This window comes from Candidatus Palauibacter australiensis, from assembly GCA_026705295.1.
GTDB classification, from domain to species: Bacteria; Gemmatimonadota; Gemmatimonadetes; order Palauibacterales; family Palauibacteraceae; genus Palauibacter; species Palauibacter australiensis.
The window spans coordinates 33874-54605 of sequence record JAPPBA010000072.1; the positions used below are offsets into that span (position 1 = coordinate 33874).

The 20732-nt window shown below is 70.4% G+C and carries 17 protein-coding genes; 10 read left to right on the forward strand and 7 right to left on the reverse strand.

Annotation, left to right across the window (positions count from 1 at the left end):
* Positions 1–6 precede the first annotated feature (6 nt).
* From OXN85_05240 to OXN85_05255, 4 genes are all read right to left on the reverse strand, one after another.
* Positions 7–2403 carry a xanthine dehydrogenase family protein molybdopterin-binding subunit gene (locus OXN85_05240; protein MCY3599354.1) on the reverse strand — a complete coding sequence of 799 codons (2397 nt, stop codon included), beginning with the start codon at positions 2401–2403 and terminating at the stop codon, positions 7–9.
* 13 nt (positions 2404–2416) lie between these two features.
* A complete protein-coding gene (locus OXN85_05245; GenBank protein MCY3599355.1) occupies positions 2417–3049 on the reverse strand; it encodes a (2Fe-2S)-binding protein in 633 nt (210 codons plus the stop codon).
* 124 nt (positions 3050–3173) lie between these two features.
* Positions 3174–5303 carry a hypothetical protein gene (locus OXN85_05250; protein ID MCY3599356.1) on the reverse strand — a complete coding sequence of 710 codons (2130 nt, stop codon included), beginning with the start codon at positions 5301–5303 and terminating at the stop codon, positions 3174–3176.
* Positions 5275–5658 (reverse strand): hypothetical protein, encoded by a 384-nt coding sequence (locus OXN85_05255; protein MCY3599357.1) that lies wholly within the window; start codon positions 5656–5658, stop codon positions 5275–5277. The genes OXN85_05250 and OXN85_05255 overlap by 29 nt, the downstream gene beginning before the upstream one ends.
* A gap of 212 nt (positions 5659–5870) precedes the next feature.
* Here OXN85_05255 and OXN85_05260 point away from each other — a divergent pair, with 212 nt between their 5' ends.
* The 8 genes from OXN85_05260 (at position 5871) to OXN85_05295 (ending at position 14149) form a co-directional block, all read left to right on the forward strand.
* Positions 5871–7223 (forward strand): HD domain-containing protein, encoded by a 1353-nt coding sequence (locus OXN85_05260; protein ID MCY3599358.1) that lies wholly within the window; start codon positions 5871–5873, stop codon positions 7221–7223.
* A 133-nt stretch (positions 7224–7356) separates the two neighbouring features.
* Positions 7357–8355 (forward strand): radical SAM protein, encoded by a 999-nt coding sequence (locus OXN85_05265; GenBank protein ID MCY3599359.1) that lies wholly within the window; start codon positions 7357–7359, stop codon positions 8353–8355.
* Entirely contained in the window at positions 8345–9148 is an 804-nt protein-coding gene (locus OXN85_05270) for a metallophosphoesterase family protein (GenBank protein MCY3599360.1), read from the forward strand. Before OXN85_05265 ends, OXN85_05270 begins: the two co-directional genes overlap by 11 nt.
* Positions 9149–9305: 157 nt before the next feature.
* Positions 9306–10145: an RNA polymerase sigma factor RpoD/SigA gene (locus OXN85_05275; GenBank protein MCY3599361.1), complete on the forward strand. Its 840-nt coding sequence runs from the start codon at positions 9306–9308 to the stop codon at positions 10143–10145.
* 59 nt (positions 10146–10204) lie between these two features.
* The gene (locus tag OXN85_05280; GenBank protein MCY3599362.1) at positions 10205–11158 is read left to right on the forward strand and encodes a histone deacetylase; all 954 of its coding nucleotides are present in this window, start codon (positions 10205–10207) and stop codon (positions 11156–11158) included.
* 53 nt (positions 11159–11211) lie between these two features.
* On the forward strand, positions 11212–12447 hold the full coding sequence (locus OXN85_05285) for a M24 family metallopeptidase (GenBank protein ID MCY3599363.1): 1236 nt from the start codon (positions 11212–11214) through the stop codon (positions 12445–12447).
* Entirely contained in the window at positions 12444–13481 is a 1038-nt protein-coding gene (locus tag OXN85_05290; GenBank protein ID MCY3599364.1) for a dipeptide epimerase, read from the forward strand. Before OXN85_05285 ends, OXN85_05290 begins: the two co-directional genes overlap by 4 nt.
* Positions 13478–14149: a phosphoribosylanthranilate isomerase gene (locus OXN85_05295; protein MCY3599365.1), complete on the forward strand. Its 672-nt coding sequence runs from the start codon at positions 13478–13480 to the stop codon at positions 14147–14149. The genes OXN85_05290 and OXN85_05295 overlap by 4 nt, the downstream gene beginning before the upstream one ends.
* A gap of 17 nt (positions 14150–14166) precedes the next feature.
* On the opposite strand, the gene OXN85_05300 is transcribed toward OXN85_05295, so the two are convergent.
* Positions 14167–15480, reverse strand: coding sequence for a hypothetical protein (locus OXN85_05300; GenBank protein ID MCY3599366.1), 1314 nt, complete (start codon positions 15478–15480; stop codon positions 14167–14169).
* A gap of 112 nt (positions 15481–15592) precedes the next feature.
* Positions 15593–17866, reverse strand: coding sequence for a primosomal protein N' (priA, locus tag OXN85_05305; GenBank protein ID MCY3599367.1), 2274 nt, complete (start codon positions 17864–17866; stop codon positions 15593–15595).
* Between the two features lie 141 nt (positions 17867–18007).
* Between priA and OXN85_05310 the strand changes: the two genes are divergently transcribed.
* Positions 18008–18535, forward strand: coding sequence for an HNH endonuclease (locus OXN85_05310; protein MCY3599368.1), 528 nt, complete (start codon positions 18008–18010; stop codon positions 18533–18535).
* A 4-nt stretch (positions 18536–18539) separates the two neighbouring features.
* Positions 18540–19112, forward strand: a complete 573-nt coding sequence (locus OXN85_05315; GenBank protein MCY3599369.1) for a twin-arginine translocase TatA/TatE family subunit — start codon at positions 18540–18542, stop codon at positions 19110–19112.
* Here the strand turns inward: OXN85_05315 and OXN85_05320 are convergent.
* A complete protein-coding gene (locus OXN85_05320; protein ID MCY3599370.1) occupies positions 19006–20598 on the reverse strand; it encodes a hypothetical protein in 1593 nt (530 codons plus the stop codon). The two genes, OXN85_05315 and OXN85_05320, sit on opposite strands and share 107 nt — an antisense overlap.
* Between the last annotated feature and the right edge of the window lie 134 nt (positions 20599–20732).

Consider the following 20732-nt stretch of genomic DNA (forward strand, 5'->3'; position numbering starts at 1 on the left):
TCTCCCCTAGCTGTGGATCTCGGTGAGTGCGTGCGGCTGGGCTCTACCCTCCAGCTCGGCCAGGATCACATCGGCGGTCAACGGGATTCGGCACAGGCAAGCGCCGCCCAGCGCGTCCGCGATCGCGGAAGTCACCGCCGCTGAGCCGGCGCCGACGGGGGGCTCGCCGATTCCCTTGGCGCCGATCGGCGTCTGCGGGTCGGGCTCGCCGACCGCCGCCCAGTCCATCGAAGGCGGGACATCCAGTATTCCGGGCGGCCTCGCGGTGTAGAGCCGGTGGGCGAACGGCACGCCCCACTTCGGGTCGTACACCCACTTCTGGCTGCGCGCCTGACCGAAGCCCTGTACGCAGCCGCCGTGGATCTGCGCCGCGAGGCTGCGCGGGTGCACGACGACGCCGCAGTCCGCCGATCCCGTGAAATCGACGATCGTTACGTCGCCCGTCTCGACGTCGAGTTCGACGACGGCGAAGCCCACGACCCACGACCACGTCGAGCCCTCGTGCGAGAAGTTGTCCCGCGCCACTCCCATCAGCCCCTGGCCCGCGAGCTGCGTGGCGGAGGCCCGCGTGTAGTCGTTGATATCCTCCGGCAACTCCTGGCCGGAGTACTCGCCGCCCATCGCGATGGCGCGCTCCGCGGCCTGCGCGAAGCTCATCGAGCCTCCCGGTCCGGTCACGCGCGCACCCTCGACGCGGTAGGCGCTCGCCGAGCCACCCAGCGCGGCGGCCGCGACCTCCTGCAGCTTCCGCTTCATGTCGAGTGCGGCGGCGTAGTTGGCGCGCGTGTGCGCGTGGATCGTCTGGCTTCCCGCCTGCACTGCACTGTGCGGGTGGTGCTGCGAGCTGTCGCCCCAAATGACCGCGCAGTCGTCCCACTCGAGGCCGAGTTCATCCGCCGCCGCTCGGGCCGTGTCCGCCATCGAGTGTGTGCCGAGGTTCCCGATCCCCTGGTGGATGTACAGCTTCCCGTCGGGACGGATCAGGAGGAGCCCGTCGAACCCCGACGAGCCGCCGACGTACGGGCTCACGCCCACGCCGACCCCCGTGACCTTCGTTCCGTTCCGCTGTCCGCTGAGCGCCTGCTTGCCGGCCCAGTCGAACTGCGCCGCGCCCACATCGATCGCCTCGCGCACGAAGGCGCTCGTCGTCGTCGCCCGTTGCGGCCCGAACTGCGAGTCGTGCGTAGGGGCGTTCATCTTCCGGATCTCCACCCGGTCGATGCCCAGTTCGCGCGCCGCCTTGTCGACGAGCGGCTCGAGCATCGCGACGATCTGCGCGCCGCCCGGGGCCCGCTGCGCCGCCCGCGGCGGCGTGTTCGTGTAGACCCCGACGCCGCGGAAGCGCATCGCGTCGGGCTGGTACATGAGGTCGGTGACCATGCCGGCCGTGTTGTAGTCGCCCGAGCGCGAGTAGGGTCCGTGGTCCTGCACGATGTAGAGGTCGATCGCGGTGATCTTCCCGTCGTTCCGGAACCCCATCTTCACCCAGGCCTGGAAACCGGGGCGGGCGCGCCCGATGTAGTTCTCCTCGTAGCGGTTGATCCGCATCATCACCGGCCGCTGGATCTTCTTCGCGAGGAGCGCCGTGACCTGGTAGATCGTCGCACCCCGAATCTTCGACCCGAAGCCGCCGCCGCAGTACTGGCCGACGAACACCATGTCCTCGGGGTCGAGATCGAGCTGATTCGCCAGCGCCCGGTGCGTCTGCTGCGTGCTCTGCGTCGAGCCGTAGAGGTAGCAGCGACCGTCCTCCCAGTACGCCATGGAGCTGCGGGGCTCCATGGGGTGGTGGGTCAGCGACTGGTGAACGATCGTGTCCTCGAGTACGTAATCTGCGGCGGCGAAGCCAGCCTCGAGGTCGCCGTGATCCCAACTGGCGTCCGGCTCGCCCATCGGCAGCCGATTCTCGGCCTCCGCCGCGTCGAACTCCGCTTGGGACCACTTCAAGGGGACGATTTCCCGCCCGTCCTCTCCGAAGCGCATCACATTGCCGTCGAGCCGGGCGTCCGGACCCCCGGGGCGCAGGCTGTCGAGCGGATCGACCACAAACGGGAGCGGCTCGAGGTCGACGTCGATCGCCTCGATCGCGTCCGCCGCCGTCGTCTCGTCCACCGCCGCCAGCGCCAGGATGGGTTCGCCCACGTACTTCGGCTCATCCGTGAGCGCCGCCTCGCCCGGTGCCTCGGGCTGATTGACCTCACTCGCCCGCAGGATCCCGAGCACGCCGGGCATGGCGAGCGCGCGGCTCGCGTCCACGTTGCGCACGCGCGCGTGCGGCATGGGGCTCAGGAGGAGCTTGGCGAAGACCATGCCCTCGGCCCTGAAGTCCTCCGCGTACTTTGCTCGTCCCGTGACTTTCGCGCGCAGATCCGGCGGCGAAATATCCTGTCCGATTAGCGCCATGATCGTCCTCCCCTCACACCATGCGCCGCGCGTACTCGGCGGCACGCATGGCGGAGTTCAGGATTTTGTTGTAGTCCCCGCAGCGGCAGAGGTTGCCGGAGAGGGCCTCGGCGGCCTCCTCGCGGGTGGGCTCCGGGTTCTCGTTCGTCAGCGCGACCATGCTCATGATGAAGCCGGGCGCGCAGAAAGCGCACTGGAATCCGCCCTCGTCGATCACGGCCTGCTGCACCGGGTGCAGCGTCCCGTCCGCGCTCTCGAGCCCCTCGATCGTCCTCACGGACCGGTCACGCACCGCGTTCGTCAGCATCGAGCAGCCGTAGTGCGAGACCCCGTCGATGAGCACCGTACAGGCGCCGCACTCCGCGCGATCGCACCCGAGCTTCGTGCCGGTGAGCCCCAGCTTGTACCGAAGCGTCATGGCCAGCGTCTCCTGCGGCATGACATCCACCGAACGCGACACCCCGTTCACGTTCAGCGAGATCATGCGGGGCATCGACGCCCGCACCGCCGCACTCGCCGACAGGCTCCGGGCCCGGAAGAGGTGGCTGGAGGAGGAGACCACCGCACCGGTCGCGATGACCCCCTTGATGAACGTCCTGCGGGAATGACCGGTTGGAGTCTCGGTCGTGATCTCGGCGTCACTCATGGGCGAACCTCAAGCGGGAGACCGTGCGTTCCATGCGCGTCGCCCCGGGAATCAGGGGACGTCAACCCAATCTGAATCCTGTCATCTCGCGCGAGCCGAAACAAGATGGATAATCGTTCCGGGTTTAGAGGATCCTGAGGAATCGGGGGTCCACGGAGAGGAGGACGACCCACTTCCCCGGGCTCCCGCCGGGCGATGGATCGCCGAGCAGGCCGCGCATGACGTCGAGGCGAAGGATGTCGTAGAAAAGTCCCAGGCCGAGGCCGGCCGAGGCGCGCAGCCCCTCGCTTCCGCCCACGCCGAATCGGCGGGCGGCGCCTTCTCCGGGGCGGCCGAGCCCGGTCCCGCCAGCGGCTCCGATGGCGCGCAACCGCACCCACGGGGACGCGACGGCGCGCGACAACTCGGCGCGCCACAGCGCCATACGGTCCCCGCCCCAGCCGCGAAACTCGTAGCCCGGCAGCGAACCGCGCCCCCCGAGCAGGAAGAGGCGCTGGGTCGGCAACTCCCCGCCAGCAAGACCGAACTCCACGTCGCTCGCCCAGTTCCACGCGCCGCCCGGGCTTCCCCGGGCCCGCAGCGCGACCGTGGCGCGCGTGTAGCCGAAGTCCCCAACGCCGCTCGGCGCCGCTTCTCCCGCGAGTTCCAGCCTCCACCGCGCGCCCGGACCGCTCCGGAGTTCCACCGTCAGCCCGGCATCGAGCCGGGCCCGTTCCCCTTCGTCGACCGGGCGCACGGGGCGAAGCGGCCGATCTCCGAGCGGCGCGGTCCCGACGACCAGCCCGGCGCTCCGATGGCGCTCGAGCGACGCGCCCACACGCCAGTGGACGGGACCGTCGCGATGGGCGAGCCCGATCCGGGTGCCGGTGGTGAGGTAGGGGTCCTCGTAGTCCTCGCCGCTGGCGAGGAGGGCAAGCGTCCGCAGCAGTCCCACGCCTGCGGGGCGCCCCACGTCGCGATGAACCCGCAGCCAGCCGTCGACCTCCACGTCGACCTCCCCCAGCCGCCGCCGCAGTCCAAGGCTTGCCTGGGGCCGTGCCTCCCCGATCGCGTGGCCGCCCCGGAACGACACCTGCGTGAGATCGTTCGGCCGGTAGGCGGCTCCGGCCCCGACGAACAGCCCCTCGGAACGCCGCGCGCGGATGGCCCCCGACGCGTTCGGAAGCGCAAGCTGCCAACTTCGGCCCCCGAGCAGAGTCCGCCGCAGCAGGAGTTCGCGTGCGTCGGCGACGGCCTCGCCCAGGTCGCCATCGGTGCTTCCTTCCTCGAGGGATCCCCCGTGGAGCGGGTCTTCCCATGCATCGAAGCGGGCCAGCTCCTCGTCGCGAAGGCTGTAGATGAGCGCTCCCCGTCCGAGCCCGAAGAGCGCTCCCTCGTCGAAGTCGTAGTCGAGGACGCGGAGGCGGGTTCGGACGAGCGTTCCGAGCGGGAAGTCGAGCCAGGGAAGCGAGCGCACGATCTCGACCGCCTGCTCGTCGGGCAGCCAGTAGCGGCCCTCCTGCAGGGCCGAGCGCAGGTCGACGACGAGCCGCACGATCTGCGGATCCTGATAGGCGGCGGGCGTGAACGTGATCCGCATCCGCGCGATGGCCCCCGTCTCCCGCTCGACGAAGAGCGATCCCACGGCGGCCGCGTCCGCTCCGTCGCGCGGACGGACCTCCAGTTCGAAGACCCGCGCGGTTCGGTCGCGGAGCCGGATCTCGAGCGAGTCGGCGAGTCGGTATTCATACAACTCGCGCGCGCCCGACCCCGCGGGGTGAAGCACGTCCCGGATCTCGTCGCCCTCTCCGATCCGGATCCGGTCCGGGAAGTTGTCGAGGACGAGAAAGAGGTGGTCGAGGTGGTAATCGATGGTCGTGGGCAGCCGGAGTTCGTGCCGGCGCCCGACGATCGTCTGCATCGAGCGGTCCGGCCGCTGCCAGCGCACATCCAGCGCGAGCTGGTCCGCGCGGATGACGTGCCGTTCCCCGAGGATGTCGCCGAGGTAGTACACGTGCCCCTGCACGTCGGCCCGAAATCGTTCGAGCGAGCTGTCGGCCCACGCGTGCCGCCGCGCATCGATCGCCCGCTCGATGAGGAGAAGGGCCGCCTCGGAATTCCAACCCTCGGAGGCCCCGGCCTGCCGGGCCGCGGTCGGCGGTGCGGGGATCTCCTGGGCTCCGGACCGGGAGGCGAAGCAGAGCGCTGCCACGGCGACCGCCAAGGCGGCGGCCACCCGTCCCCCGTCAGCCGAAGAGGTCCTCCTGCCCATCATCGTCCGACTCCATGACGCGCCGCAGTCGGCCGGCCCAGTACTCGACGTCGAAACTCTCTTCGTTCTTCAGCATCCGCTTGAGCACCGGCGACAGGTCGCGCAGCGCACCCACGAGGTCCTCGGCGATGGAGCCGGCCTCGGCGACCCGGGCTTCGTCCGGGAGCGACGCCATGTCCCGGAGGATCGAAGCCTCGGACCGGGACGCCGTGACGGGCTCGGACCGGCTCGCGACGAAGACCTCCGTGCGCCGGCCGGGTCCCCGATCCTCCTCGATCGGGAGCAGCCCGACGATCTGGTCGGAGCGCCAGTACTTCGCGTACCCGAGGTGAACCATCCGGTCGCGTTTGATCTCCACGCCGCCTCCCGTTCAGCCGGTTCCCGCTTCGGAGTTCCTTGCGGACGCCCGCGGCGGAGGAACCCGACAGCCAAGGTCTGGCAAGCTCGCAAGTGCCCCGTCCGCGCCGCAACACCGCCGGCACCTCCAACTGGCCGCATGCCGCGGGCCACATGCCGCCGGCTCGGTTGATTGGCCGTTGAACGCTGTGCGGATCATGTTCAGCGACGCCCATGGCCAGAATACGAACCATCCGAGATCCCCTGTGGGGGAACGTCCGCGTGGAGGGGGACGCGGCCGAGATTCTCGACGCGCCCCAGTTCCAGCGCCTGCGGCGGGTCAAGCAACTCGGCTTCGCGCACCTCGTGTATCCCGGCGGCGTCCACAACCGCTTCCTGCACGCCCTCGGCGTCTATCACCTCGTCTCGCGGGCCATCTCCCGCCTGGAGCGCGACGGACACCTCGAGGCGCTGGATGCGGAGGACATGGGCGAACTGCCGGTCGTTCGTCTCGGCGCCCTCCTCCACGATGTCGGGCACTACGCCTTCTCGCACGCGGTGGAGGAACTCGGTCCGAGCGCCATCCCGGGAGACCATGAGGAGATCGCGGCGCGCTTCATGGCGGCGGACCCCATCCGACGCGTCCTGGAGCGGCACGGCGCGGATGCCCCAGGCCGCATCGGCGCCCTCATCCGCGGTCAGTCCGGCCACCCGCTGCAGGGGCTGATCTCGGGATCGCTGGACCTCGACAAGATCGATTATCTCCGGCGCGATTCGCTCTTCTGCGGCGTGCCGTACGGAGCCGTGGATGTCGACCGTCTCCTCCCCGCGCTCACCCTCGCTCGCGAAGGGGCCGGACATCCGCTCGAACTCGCGGTCAGCGAGAAGGGACTCAGCGCGCTGGAGACGCTCCTCTTCTCGAAGTACCAGATGTTCCGCAACGTCTACTGGCACCACGCCGTGCGCGCCGCGACGCTGACCTTCGTGCGCCTCGTCCAGACGGCGCTCGACAGCGGCCTGCTCGCCTCCGAGGACCTGGCGGGGCCCAGCGACGAGGAACTGCTCGCGCTCATCGGCCGGCGCATCGACCGGTCGTCGGCGGGCGCGGGCTACGACCGCGCGTCCGCTGTCGGCCGGGCGGCGAAGCTGCTGCGGGCGCTCGTCGACCGGCGCCTTCCGAAGCGGCTCGTGGAGTTGACGGGCGACCAGCTTCCCGACGCGTTGTCGTCGTGGCCGTCGCGGCGCCCGGACCTCGTGGCCGCGCTCGAGCGGCGCATGGCCCTCGAGTGGGGGCTCTCCGAGGGCGCCGTGATGCTCGACTATCCGAGCTACCCCGGCATGCTCGAACTCAACCTGCTCCTCGTGCGGAACGACGGAGAGGTCCGCCGGCTGACCGCGCTGGGCGAGCGGGGCCTCATCGACATCCCGCGGCTCGGGCGTTCCCTGCACCACTCGGCGCGCGTGCTGCGCATCTTCTCCTTCGAACCTTCCGCACCGCGCGATCCGAAGCCGGTGCTGGCGCTGATAGAAGCCGCGGAGGAGGAAGTGGAGGCACGGCTCGACTCGAGGCACCCGCTCCTGACCTGAAGGCCGTCCTCGCGGCCTGAGATACATTTGCGACTCGAAGGCGGCGGGGCCTTTGCGACGGGCTGCCAGGTCGCGCGCGCCCCGGCGCTCGCGGTAGAATCAACGGCCAGACCACCCGCAAGAGGTTCATCTCATGCCTGGATCGGCGCTGCCGATCGAACCACAGCGAGACATCGCGAGAGCGCGGAAGATCCACTCGCCCGCGCCCGCGTCGAACGGCGCAGGACTGGCTGCGGATCCGCGCCCGGATGCGCCCCTCGTACGGCTGGACCACCTGGACACACTCTGGTTCCAGGTCACCGGGACGATCTGCAACCTGCGCTGCATCCACTGCTTCATCAGTTGCGCCCCGGACAACGACAGCTTCGAGTTCCTCTCGCTCGCCGAGGTCGAGGACTGGCTCCGGCGCTCGGAGAAGTGGGGCGTCAAGGAGTACTACTTCACCGGCGGCGAACCCTTCATGCACCCCGACCTCCCCGCCATGCTGGCACGGACCCTGGAGCGGGGGCCGGCCTCCGTGCTGACGAACGGGACCCTGCTCCCCGCGCGGGCCCTGAAGCCCATCGCCCGCACCGCCCGCGCGGCGAGCTACTCGCTCGAGATGCGCGTCTCCCTCGATGGGCCGTCGCCCGAGACAAACGACCCCATCCGGGGGGACGGCACCTTCGATCGCGCCATGGACGGCGTCCGCAAGCTGCTCGAGGAGGGGTTCCTTCCCATCATCACCGCCACGCAGGTGTGGGAACCGGAACGGGACGAGGAGGTGCGGCAGGCGTTCGTCGCCCGGCTTCGGGCGCTCGGCTACGAGAACCCGCGGCTCAAGATCCTTCCGTCGCTCCGCATCGGACGCGAGGCGGACCGCATACGCCCCTACACGGATGAGGAGCGCGTGACGGAGGCGATGATGGAGGAGTACGAGGAAAACCAGTTGCTCTGCGCGTCGAGCCGGGTCGTGACGAACCGCGGCATCTACGCGTGTCCCATCCTCATCGAGACGCCGGCGGCGCGCATGGGTTCGACGCTGGAGGAAGCCTCCCGCCCGGTGCGGCTCGACGAGTCCGCGTGCTACACGTGCTGGCTGCACGGCGCGATCTGCTCCAACTACGGGGGCATCGGGCAGGATGTCTCCTGAGCCGCGCCGGATCGCCGTCTTCGGGGGTGTCTACAGCAACCACCTGGCGCTGGCGGCCGCGATCGAGGACGCCACGGCGCGGGGGGCGGAAGCGCTCTACTGCCTGGGCGACCTGGGGGCGTTCGGCCCCCACCCGGACCGGGTCTTCCCGCTCCTCGTCGACCACGATATCCGCGTCCTGCGCGGGAACTACGACGATTCGATCGCGCGCGGCCTCGACGATTGCCAGTGCGGCTACACCGACCCGCGCGACAACCACTTCGCACGGCTCTCGTACCGCTACACGTTCCGGAACACGCACGAGCGGTGGCGCCGCTGGATGGGCCGCCTCCCCGGAGAGATCCGCCTCAAGGTGAACGGCACGCGGGTGCTCATGTGCCACGGCAGCCCCCGGCGCATGAACGAATTCCTCTGGGAATCCGCGACCTCGACGCAGTTCCTGACGTGGGTCGCCCGCGAGTACGAGGCGGACATCGTGCTCGCGACCCATACCGGGATCCCGTGGAAGCGCTCGCTGCCCGGTGTCGGGCTGTTCGCCAACGTCGGCGTGCTGGGCCGGCCCGCGAATGACGGGCGGACGGAGGTGTGGTATGCACTGCTCGATTTCGGCGCCGACACGGGGGCTCCGCCAAGTCTCGAGTTCGTGTCGGTGGGCTACGATCACGAGCGCCTCGCAGCCGAGATGCGCGACGAAGAACTGCCGGAGGAGTTCGTGGAGACGATCCTCACGGGTTGGTGGACCACCTGCCTCGAAGTCCTCCCGGCCCGCGAACGCGCTCGCGGCCGGTTCTGACGCACCGCCCCGCGTCTCGCTCCCCCATTTTGCGGGGTGGCCGGTTCGCGTTTAGCTTCATCGAAGCGTCGGATGGTCCGTGCGCGACGGAGCCGGAATCGTTGGATCGGGCCGACAGCCTGACCGGGTCGACGTCCCGCAGAGAGAGGAAGTTGCGATGGATCGCGAGGGTTTGTCGCCGAACATCCTTGAACGCTACCTCGAGGAGCTGGGTCGCTATCCGCTCCTGAGCCCCAGCGAGGAACGTGAGACCGCCCGCTCGGCTCGCAGCGGCGACACCTCCGCCCTCGACCGTCTCATCCGCGCGAATCTGCGCTTCGTCATCTCCGTCGCCCGACGTTACCGCAACAAGGGGCTGAGCTTCCTCGACCTCATCCAGGAGGGGAACGTCGGCCTGGTCATCGCTGCCCGGAAGTTCGACCCGGACCACGGCGTGAAGTTCATCAGCTACGCCGTGTGGTGGATTCGTCAGGCGATCCTGTCCGCCATCGCGAAGCAGGGCAGGCCCGTGCGCGTGCCTCTCAACCGGGCGACCGAGCTGGCGCGCATGATCCGCGCGCGGGGCGAACTGCGTCAGACCCTCGACCGCGAGCCCAGCGATCAGGAGCTTGCGGACGAGACGGGGCTGACGATGCCCACGGTCGCGCTGCTGCGGAGGCTGAACGCGCGCGAGGTTCGACTCGACGCGCGGATCGGGGCCGCCGACGACAGCGACCTCGCCGAGCGGTTTCTCGCGGACGAAACGGACGTCGAGGAAGTCGTCGAACAGCGCATGCTGAAGCGGCACATCGCCGAGGGTCTGCGCCGCCTGCGGCCCCGCGACGCGCGCGTCGTCCGGCTGTACTACGGACTGCAGGGCGAGGACCCGCACACGCTGGAGCAGATCGGCCGCCTGCTGGGCGTGACGCGCGAACGCGTCCGGCAGCTTCGGGACCGGGCGCTCCGGGAGTTGCGGGAAGGTCCCGAGGGACAGAGCCTCGCGACCTTCGCGACGTAGAAGCTCGTGGCAAAACGCCGCGCTGCCAGCTTGAGGCGGCGGCGCTGAAGCAGGTCGGTCTGTTTCAGCATCCCGACTGCAGCCGGCACGACACGGGCTGGGGTCACCCGGAGCACCAGGGACGGCTCCGTGCCCTCATGAGCGCGCTCGAGCGGGCGCTGCCCGATCTTCACCAGGATGTCCTCCCCGTCATGCCGCCTCCGGCGGACGTCGCCGCACTGGAACGGGCCCACACGCCGGGACATGTGGAACGGGTGCGGGCGGTCTGCGACCGGTCCATCGAGAGCGGAGGGATCGTGCGCATCGATCCCGATACGCCGGTCTCGCCGGGAAGCTGGGACGCCGCCGTCGCGGCGTCCGGGTGCGGAGTCGCGGCGGTGGACGCGGTCCTCGACGGCATGTGCCGCGCCGCCTTCTGCGCTGTGCGCCCGCCGGGGCATCACGCGACGCCCGACCGGGCCATGGGCTTCTGCCTCTTCAACCACATCGCCGTAGCCGCGCGGCACGCCTTGGCGCGGCCGGAAGTTGAACGGGTGCTGATCGTGGACTGGGACGTGCACCACGGGAACGGGACCCAGGACATCTTCTACGACGACCCCTCCGTCTTCTTCCTCTCGATGCACCAGCACCCCCTCTTCCCCGGCACCGGGTCCGCCGCCGAACGGGGACGGGGGGCGGGAGCAGGGACGACGCTGAACCTGCCCATGCACGAGGGTCTTCCGCCCGAGCGCTACGTGGAGACCCTGCTCGACGGCGTCGATCGGGCACTGGCCCGCTTCGAGCCCGACCTCACGCTCATCTCCGCCGGGTTCGACGCGGGGGCGGAGGATCCGCTGGGAGGTTTCACCCTCACCCCGGCGCACTTCGACACCCTCACGCACGAGATCCTGGGACGGACGCGGGCCACAGCCCGAAACCGCGTGGTCTCCTTCCTCGAGGGCGGTTACAATCCCGACGAACTGGGACGCAACGTCGTCTCGCACCTGACGGCCCTGCGCGACGCGACGGGCTGACCGCGACGGGCTGACCGCCCCCGGGGCGCACCCCGCACAACAGGAGCCCGGCCTTGCCCGACCTCGATGCCACCTTTCTGGAGACCGCTTCCAGCGAGCTCGAACGACAGAAAATCGACGCCTGGCTGCTGTACGACTTCCGGGCCCTCAATCCGCTGGCGGCCCACCTCGTCGGCCTGCCCGAGGGCCAGAAGCGCCGGTACTTCGTCCTCATCGAGCCGGGGCGGACGCCGCACGCGCTCGTCCAGAAGATCGAGGTGTCCGGATGGGAGGGGTGGCCGCACGCGCTCACGAGCTACGTCGGCTGGGATGAAATGGAGACGGCGCTACGCGGGATGCTGCGGGGCATGGATACGGTCGCGATGGAGGTGAGCCCTCGGGACTCGATCCCGTACGTGGACCACGTCCCCGCCGGCGTTGTGGAACTCGTGGAGGCGCTCGGACCCCGGGTCGTCAGTTCGGTGGAGCTGATCTCCGGGACAGCGGCCCAGTGGGGCGCGCACGGGCACGCGCTGCACCACGCGGCAGCCGAGATCCTGGCGCGGACGGCGCGGACGGCGTTCGAACTGGCGGCGCGCGCGGCGGGGCTGACGCCCGAGGCGGATCCCGGGACGGCGGCCGCGTTCGACACGTCCGGCGAGCCGATCCCCGTCACGGAGCACGACCTGGCCGAATGGATCCGGGCGCGGCTGCGCGCCGAGGGCCTGGCGGAGACGGACACGATCGTCGCGGTGGGCCCCAACGCCGCCAAGCCGCACTACGAACCTCCGGCCGAAGGATCGTCGGCTCTCGCAGCGGGCCAGGTGTTCATGGTCGACCTGTGGGGGCGCGTGGCGGGGGAACCCGACGCGGTCTTCGCCGACCAGACCTGGATGGGCTTCCTCGGCCCGGAGCCGCCGGCCGAGGTGACCGCCGGCTGGGACGCGGTCGTCGAGGCCCGCGACGCGGCGGTCGAAGTCATCCGGCAGGACCCGGGCGCCACCGGTGCGGACGCGGATCGGGCGGCCCGGGAGGCGCTGATCGCGCGCGGCTACGAGGACGCGATCTTCCATCGCACGGGGCACGGGATCGACCGCGAACTCCACGGTGTCGGACCCACTCTGGACAGCATCGAGATGCGGGACGACCGGCGACTCGTGGCGGGCGTCGGCTTCTCCGTCGAGCCCGGCGTCTACCTGGAGGGGCGCTTCGGGCACCGGACGGAAATCGATGTCTACATGCGCGAGGATGGACCGGAAGTGACTCCGTCCCGCATCCAGTACAGTCTCTGGCGGACGGTCGACGCATGAGAATCTCGTGGGAGCCGTTCCACGTCGAGACGGCGTACCCCTTCGGCATCAGCCGCGGCGTGAAGACGGGCGACGACCTGGTGTGGGTGCGGCTGGAGCACGAGGGGATCGAGGGCTGGGGCGAGGCGGATCCGTCCGGATACTACGGGGAGACGGTGGGCACGGTGGAGGCCGCGCTGAAGAAGCTGGCCCCCCGCATCGAGGAGGTGGAAGACCCGTTCCGGCTCGAGAACATCGAGCGGGACCTCGCGAGCCTCCTCGGCCGCAACGGGTCGGCCCGCTGCGCCATCTCGTCGGCGCTCCACGACTGGGTCGGAAAACGGGCCGGGCTTCCGCTCTGGAAGCTCTGGGGTCTGGATCCGGCCGACGCGCCACTCAGTTCGTTCACGATCGGCATCGACGCTCCGGAAGTCATGGCGCGGAAGACGCGCGAGGCCGCAGCGTGGCCCATCCTCAAGATCAAGCTCGGGAGCGACGACGACGAAGCGCGGCTGAGCGCCGTCCGCGGCGCGGCGCCGGACAAGATCCTGCGCGTGGACGCGAATGCAGCCTGGACGTCCGCCGAGGCCATCGAGGGGATCGCGATGTGCGCCGAGTACGGGGTGGAGTTCGTGGAGCAGCCGCTCCCGCCGACGGAGAACGATGAGCTGGCCTTCGTCCGCTCGCGCGCGGTTCTCCCCATCGTCGTGGACGAGTCGAGCATCGTGGCGAGCGACATCCCGCGACTCGACGGCCTCGTCGACGGCATCAACATCAAGCTCGCCAAGTGCGGCGGTCCGAGAGAGGCGCTCCGCATGATCCACACCGCGCGCGCCTGCGGCCTCTCGGTCATGCTCGGCTGCATGCTCGAGACGAGCCTCGGGATCGCGCCCGCGGCGCACCTGGCCTCGCTCGTGGACTACGCGGACCTGGATGGCGCCGCGCTCCTCCGTACGGATCCGTTCACGGGCCCGCATCTCGAGCAGGGTCGCATCGTCCTGCCGGACGCTCCGGGGCTCGGCGTCGAGCGCGCAGCCACGGGGGCGCCCGCCTGAGCCAGCCGAAGCCGGCGGTCAAGATCTGCTGCATCGGGAGTCCCGAGGAGGCCGCGCTCGCCGCCCGCTGCGGGGCCACGGCGATCGGGCTCGTGTCGGCGATGCCGAGCGGGCCGGGGGTCATCGACGAGGCCATGATCCGCCGCATAGCGGCCGCGGCCCCGCGCGACGTCGCGACCTTCCTGCTCACGTCGCGGACGGATCCCGAGGAGATCGCGGCCCAGCAGCGCCGGATCCGGGCCGACGCGCTCCAGCTCGTGGACCGGCTTGAGTCCGAAGCGCTCCGCAGCCTGCGCCGGCGTCTGCCGGGCGTCTCGCTCGTTCAGGTCGTCCACGTCCGGGGGGAGGACTCGGTGGAGGAGGCGGTCGCGGTGGCGCCGCTGGTCGATGCGGTTCTGCTCGACTCGGGCAACCCGGACCTCCCCGTGCGGCAACTCGGGGGCACGGGTCGCGTCCACGACTGGAGCCACAGCCGCGCCATCGTCGAACGGGCCGGCTGCCCCGTCTACCTCGCGGGCGGCCTCCGTCCAACCAACGTGGCCGCGGCCCTGCGGGCGGTCCGTCCCTTCGGCGTGGATGTCTGCTCGGGAGTGAGAACGGACGGACGACTCGATGAAGGGCTGCTGCGAGGCTTCATGCGGGCAGCGAGAGGCAGCGAGAAAGATTAGCGCGTCGGGTTGCGCCGCTAGTCCGTGACGAGTGCGCCGCGCCGGCACGCGAGCGCGAGTTCCTCCGTCTCCGACGCCTCGCAGGCGTCGCGCCGCGCGGCTTCATCCGCGTAGAGCGAGTACACCGCCTCTCCCATCGCTTCGTGACACCGCGGCTTGGCCGAGTCCTCAAGGCCGCGGCAGAACGAGAACCCGGCGTCCGTCGTCGCGGTGACGTCCACGAAGTTTCTCACGGCGCCCACGTAGCACCACTCGCGGTACTCCTCCGGCGACTTCCGGCACTCGCGGCGCGCATCGTCCTCGTCCTGCAGCGTGCGGCCGCTGATGTCGCGGCCGAGGCTCACGAAGCAGTGGTTTCGCCAGGCGTCGGGTGCATCCACACAGGCGGCGGCGGCGTCCGCGATGTCCCCGTCGTTGTGCCAGAGCATGGCGGACGTCTGCATCTGGTAACAGGAGGTCAGGTACTTCTCGTCCAGAATCGAGCAGGGGTAATGCGGGTCGTCGGCGCGCAGCGGTTCGAAGGGTTCCACGCCGTCCGCCATCGCCATCGCCCCGTGGACGTGCGCGCCCGCGCCGTGATCCGAGGCCTCGCCCGTCTCCCCCGGAACGCCCTCCGCGGCGGTCCCGTCGGACACCAGTTCGGCGGCCGGATGATGAGGCGCGATCGCGTTGACCACGTTCTCCATGAACGCCCCGCCGTAGCACGAGTTCCGGTTCCATCCGGTCGTCAGCAGGTCGCAGCCCTCGAGCGCCATGAGCAGGTGATGGCCGTAGTACATCGTGAGACCGTGCCCGAGGCCGTGCAGGCACTGGAAGAGCAGCCAGCGGTCGGCGGGGTCCGCTTCATAGGGCGCGCAAAGTCCGGCGACCATCTCCGCGTTCGGTTCGCCCATCGCGATGAAATAGGCCTGGACGACGCCGTGGTAGCACCCGGACTGGAAGACCTCCGTGCACTCCTCGAAGGCATCGGTGAAGGTCTCTCCGGGCGCGTAGGCGTTGATACCGATCGCATGAGTGAGGACATGGGCTTGAGCTTGAGCTTCCCTGTCCGCAGCGGCCAGCGACTCGAGCATCTCCAGCGCCGCGCCCGCCCCGCCCGCGCCGAGTTCGTCGAGAAGCCGTGCTTCGTAGCACCCCTGCTTCTCCTCCCACCCCAACTCGCGGCACGCCTCGAACGCGGCCGCCGCCTCGGCCGAAGCGATGGGTGGCAGCGATGGCCCCCCGCAGGTCGCCGCCGCGATCCCGATCGCCATGACAAGCCCGACGCCCCGCGCGCGCCCGCGCCGGTGGACTCCCATGGACACGACGGTCCGCGGTCCTGACTCGCTCATTCCCTCTCCCTCGCTTCTGCTTCTCGCCGATGTACGGCGGGTAGAATTCCGTGGCACAACCTGCCGGAGCAGAGTCCTGCCAACAAGCGAAACGGAGAGCCTGATCGCCCTCTCACAGGAGCGCCTCGGGATCGCGGTCGATCTCGAGCCGGAGACCGGAGCCGGGCTGGCCCCGCTGCTCGCCGAGGAAGCGCAGCACGCCGCCGAGCGTCGCGGCGCGATCCGCCTTGATCAGGAAGTGCCACCGCCACCGCTCCCGGAGTCGGTCGATCGGGCAGGGGGCCGGTCCGATGACCTCGACCCCCGCGAGCCGGCGATCCCGAATCAGCCGCCGCGTCCACTCGGACAGTTCCTCCGCGACGTCGATCACCCGGGACTCGCTCTTCCCGGAGATGACGAGGTTCGCGAGCCGGCGGTGCGGCGGATAGCCGGGTTCCTCGCGGTCCCCGAGTTCGCGTTCCGCGAAGCCGACGTAGTCGTGTTCCGCCGCCGCGGCGAGCGCGTAGTGCCGCGGACGCGACGTCTGGACGAGCACCTCCCCCGGTTCCTCGCCCCGCCCCGCCCGCCCGGCGACCTGCTCCAGGAGTTGGAAGGTGCGTTCGCTGGCGCGGAAGTCCGGGAGATGGAGACCGACATCCGCGTTGATCACGCCCACGAGTGTGACCTGCGGGAAATCGAGGCCCTTGGCGATCATCTGCGTGCCGAGCAGGATGTCGACGTCCCGCCTCCGGAACGCCTCCAGAATCTCGACGTGCGCCCACTTGGAGCCCGTGGTGTCGAGGTCCATGCGGGCGATGCCGGCTTCGGGAAAAAGCTCGCCCACGCGGCGTTCGACCTGTTCGGTGCCGATCCCGGCGTAGCGCGGCGCGGGGCCGCCGCACTCGCCGCACCCGGACGGCGGCGGGCTCGTGGCGCCGCAGTGATGACACACGAGTTGCCTGCGCCGGCGATGATACGTGAGGGTCACGGAGCAGGCGTCGCAACTCCACACGTGACCGCAGGCCGCGCACTCCGCGAAGGAGGCGTATCCGCGGCGGTTGAGAAAGAGGATCGTCTGCTCGCCCCGTTCGAGACGCGCGGCGATCGCCTCCCGCAACCGTTTGGAGAAGACCCGCGGTCCGCCGCCCGGAGCGGGGTCCTCCGCCTCCCGTTCCGGGCCCCCGCCGGCGTCGGCGCGCAGGTCGACGAGTTCCACGGAAGGGAGCCCGTGGCCCGTCACCCGTTCCTCGAGTTCGAGCAGGCGGTAGCGCCCGGTCCGCGCATTCTCCCAGCTCTCGAGGGCCGGCGTCGCGGACCCGAGCACGCACAGAGCCCCTTCCAGCCGCGCGCGCACGATCGCAACCGAACGGGCATGGTAGCGCGGCACGTCGGACTGCTTGTAGCTGCTCTCGTGTTCCTCGTCGACGATGATCGCGCCCAGATTCCGGACCGGCGCGAACACCGCCGAGCGCGGGCCGATCGCGATCCGCCTCCTTCCCTCGCGCAGGCTGCGCCAGGCGTCGAAGCGCTCCCCGTCCGAGAGCCCGGAATGCAGCACGGTGACCTCATCACCGAAGCGGGCCCGGAACCGCTGCACGGTCTGGGGCGTGAGCGCGATCTCCGGCACGAGGACGATGCCGGAGCGGCCCAGCGCGAGTTGGCGCTCCAGGACCTCGAGGTAGACCGCGGTCTTGCCCGAGCCCGTCACGCCGCGCAGGAGCGTGACGCGCCCCGGCGCGTCGAGACGCTCAAGGTCGCTCACCACCCGAGCCTGGTCCGGAGTCAGTTTGAACCGGGCCTCCGCCTCCACCGGGCCGGCGAACGGGTCCCGCTCCACCTCGCGCTCCACGAACTCCGCGAGCCGCCGCTCCACGAGCCCGTTGAGCACACCGCGGCTGAAGCCGAGTTGCTTCACCAGGTGACCGACGCCGGCCTGCCCACCGACCGACTCAAGCGTCTCGTACAGCTCGCGCTGTCGCTTCGCCCGCCCGAAGGCGCGGTCGCGTTCGCTCAGCGTTCGTAGTTCGCGCACCAGCCGGAGCACGCGCTCGGTGCGCGGCCGCGCGGGGCTCCCGCCGCCAGCCCGGGAGCCGAGCGCACCGGGGGGGAGGGCCGCCCTCAGCACGACGCCGAGCGGCGCCACGTAGTAGTCCGAGATCCAACGGCAGAGATCGAGGAGGGGCGCATCGATCACCGGCGCTTCGTCGAGGATGCCCCGCAGCTCCCGCAACCGGGGTTTGCGCCCCCGATCCGTCCGCAGTCCGAGACGGTCCACGACCCCGACCGCCGTGCCGCCGCCGAGCGGCACGCGCACCCGCACGCCCGGCTCCACGGCGCCGACGAGCGAGGCGGGGATCGAGTACGCGAGCGTACCGAGGAACGTTCGCGCGACCGCTACCTCGCACACGCCGGCGGAGCTTATCTCCCGCACCGCCTTCCCGGGGGGGCCTTCGCTTGACACGTCGCAGCCGGATTGCTTGTTTTCCGCCACCGAATCCAAGGGGGGTCGCTCATGGGCTGTCTGGCCCTGAACGCTTCATACGAGCCGTTGACGATCATTCCGGTCCGGCGCGCCGTTCGCCTGCTCATCGACCGGAAGGCCGACGCCCTGGAGGTGGATTCCGCACGTCCCATCCGCTCCGAGCGTGTGCGGATGGATACCCCCGTCGTCATCCGTCTTGTTCGGTTCATCCAGATCCCCCGCCGTTTCCGCCGCCAGGTCACGAACACCTTCCTGTTCGCGCGCGACGCCTATCGCTGTCAGTACTGCGGCCGTCACAGGCGGGAACTGGGGTATCGCGAATCGCTGACTCGCGATCACGTGACTCCGATCTCGCGTGGCGGAGACAACGGATGGTCGAACGTGGTCACGGCCTGCAGCAAGTGCAACCTGAAGAAGGCGGACCGTCTGCTGGAAGAATGCGGGTTCTCGCTCCCGGCGGAACCCCGCGAACCCAACCACGTCGAGTTGATCTGGGCCGTCCGCACGGTCACGCCAGTGCAGGCCAGGTACATCGGCATGTTCTACGGCGAGGACGTGCTGCGGGCGCTGGCCCCCGGACCTGCGGCCGGTTAGCCGAATGGATCTGGGTTTCGGGATCCAGGAGTTCATCCTCATCGCGATACTCGTGCTCATCGTATTCGGGCCCCGCCGCCTCCCCGAGATCACCCGCACCATCGGCAAGGGGATCCGCGAGTTCCGGAAGGGGATGAACGAGATCCAGCGCGAACTCGAGGCCGCTGGCCGCGAGACGCAGTGGAAGTCGCCGCCCGCGCCTCCGAAACCCCCGACGGCGAACCGCGAGACGATCGCTGGAACCGCCACCGCCGCCGGGACCGCCGCGGCCGCCGGGGCGTCCACCGCCGCCGCGGACGAGACGGGGGACGAGACGGGGGACGAGACGGGGGACGAGGCGGACGCGGCCAACGCGGCTGCGGGACCGGTCGTGGAGGAGCAGGCGCCGCCCACGCCGCGCGATGAGGAGGATCCGGCTCAGGAGTTCATCGATCCCTGGTCCACGGATTCCTCGCGTCCGACGTTCGGCCCTAAACCGGCCTCGGAGCCCGTGATCGCGCCGCCGCCGACCGAGCCCGCGCTGCAGGAACCGACTGAACCCCCTGAAGAGGAGGATCCGGCGACGGACGCTCGATGAGAGCGCGGTAACGGTCGTTATCCCCTTCCAGCGCCCGCAGCAGCTCGACCGCCGAGGGCGGGCCGGTTCCGGACGGATCCGGGAAACCCGGGCCCGCGATCCACGCACGTGGCGGCTCCCCACCGGTACCGCGGAACTCGATTTCCAGCCAACGTCCGCGCTCGCACGGGTCGCACAGGAGGCCGTCCTCCATCGCGGATCCGTCGACGGTCCACGATCCGTCCGCACCTCGGAGCGTGAAACCCGCCAGGGCCTCCGGAACCCGCAACCGGCCGCGCCACACGCCGTCCAGCCCGGCCTCGAGCGCCAGATCCAGCGCGCCGTGGAGCGCTCGCAGCACAGGCGCCGCCGGCATGCGGCCCTCCCCCTCGCCATCTCCGCCGTCCCAGCGGAACTCGCCCTTCATTCCGTCCTCGCGCAGCGCGGCCTCACGGAGCTTCCGGAAGGGGAGGACGCCCTCGAAGGAGACGGCCACGCCCGGCTTGAGGTCGTTGGACGCGGCGACGAACGACTCGTCCGCGAGGCGCAGCTCCGCGGAGCCCTGTCTCGGCGCCGGGGTACGTGCTTCCGGCCGACCCAGCCCCAGAAGTTGCGCGACCATCCGCGCCCGCATGCCTTCCGGGTCGGTTGGACCGGTCTCATCCTCGTCCTCACCCGCGGCGCCCGATTCGCCCGGAGCGCCGCCGCTGCGGCGGGGGAGATCGAAGGGGTTTCGGAAGCGGACCACCTGGCGCTGGATCCCCGGGGCATCGGTGCCGGCCATACCGGCCTCGAACTCGCGACCCCAACTCGCGAGTTCGTAGCGGATGGCGGCCTGGAGATCGTCGTCGTCCGGGCGCCAGGCGAGCCCCGTGATGCGGGGGGTAGAGACCGTCACGACACCCGCCGGCCAGGTCGGCTGTACACCGGGAGGTCGGGAGGCCTGCACGGTCAACGGGTCGCCGGAGCGGTCGTCGCGCCGTGCCCACACGTTCGGACCCGTGTCCGGGGAGAGCTGCGCGGAGAGCGTGCGCGCACATCCGGGTTCGCCGTCGAGCACGACGAGGAGCGTGTTCCAACCCGCCGCCAGCCGTACTTCGTGCGCGGTTCCGGGGTCCGCGATGTACTGCGCGTTCACCCACGCCTCGAGCCGCGTGCAGGGCTCGAAGCCCAGTTCGAGCCGCACGCTCGCGTCCGCGGGTGACTTCAGGTACACGTGGGCGAGCGTCGCCTGCCCGGCGTCCGAGAACTCCGAGAAATCCAGCACCGCCTGCCCGTCGCGGCGAAAGAGCGACCACGTGCCGGCGGCGGTCTCGAGGTTCCGGTCCGGGAACCGGTCCCGCCCCGCCAGGGGAAGCGGATGGTCGCCCCCCGCGTGCTCCGCGGTCGTGACCAGCCAGCGGTCGACCGGGATCTCCTGGGCCCATGCGGCGTCGGGGGCGAGCGCGCACACTCCCGCCGCGCAGAGCAGGAGCGAAAGCAGAGTTCGTCGAACCGGGCAATGCATCGTGCGTTCCCTCATATGGCCATATGGCCGTCATCCGTGTGACCGGCATCCGTGTGGCCGTCATCTGCGGGTGGACTCTCTCCAGACGGATAAACATGGGGCTTTCGTCACACGATGCGCACCCGAACCGTCCC

Excerpts from the sequence above, each read along its gene's own strand:
- OXN85_05240 (MCY3599354.1), bottom strand. The coding sequence starts at position 2,403 with ATGGCGCTAATCGGACAGGATATTTCGCCGCCGGATCTGCGCGCGAAA.
- OXN85_05245 (MCY3599355.1), bottom strand. The coding sequence starts at position 3,049 with ATGAGTGACGCCGAGATCACGACCGAGACTCCAACCGGTCATTCCCGC.
- OXN85_05250 (MCY3599356.1), bottom strand. The coding sequence starts at position 5,303 with ATGATGGGCAGGAGGACCTCTTCGGCTGACGGGGGACGGGTGGCCGCC.
- OXN85_05260 (MCY3599358.1), top strand. The coding sequence starts at position 5,871 with ATGGCCAGAATACGAACCATCCGAGATCCCCTGTGGGGGAACGTCCGC.
- OXN85_05265 (MCY3599359.1), top strand. The coding sequence starts at position 7,357 with ATGCCTGGATCGGCGCTGCCGATCGAACCACAGCGAGACATCGCGAGA.
- OXN85_05270 (MCY3599360.1), top strand. The coding sequence starts at position 8,345 with ATGTCTCCTGAGCCGCGCCGGATCGCCGTCTTCGGGGGTGTCTACAGC.
- OXN85_05275 (MCY3599361.1), top strand. The coding sequence starts at position 9,306 with ATGGATCGCGAGGGTTTGTCGCCGAACATCCTTGAACGCTACCTCGAG.
- OXN85_05290 (MCY3599364.1), top strand. The coding sequence starts at position 12,444 with ATGAGAATCTCGTGGGAGCCGTTCCACGTCGAGACGGCGTACCCCTTC.
- OXN85_05300 (MCY3599366.1), bottom strand. The coding sequence starts at position 15,480 with ATGAGCGAGTCAGGACCGCGGACCGTCGTGTCCATGGGAGTCCACCGG.
- OXN85_05315 (MCY3599369.1), top strand. The coding sequence starts at position 18,540 with ATGGATCTGGGTTTCGGGATCCAGGAGTTCATCCTCATCGCGATACTC.
- OXN85_05320 (MCY3599370.1), bottom strand. The coding sequence starts at position 20,598 with ATGCATTGCCCGGTTCGACGAACTCTGCTTTCGCTCCTGCTCTGCGCG.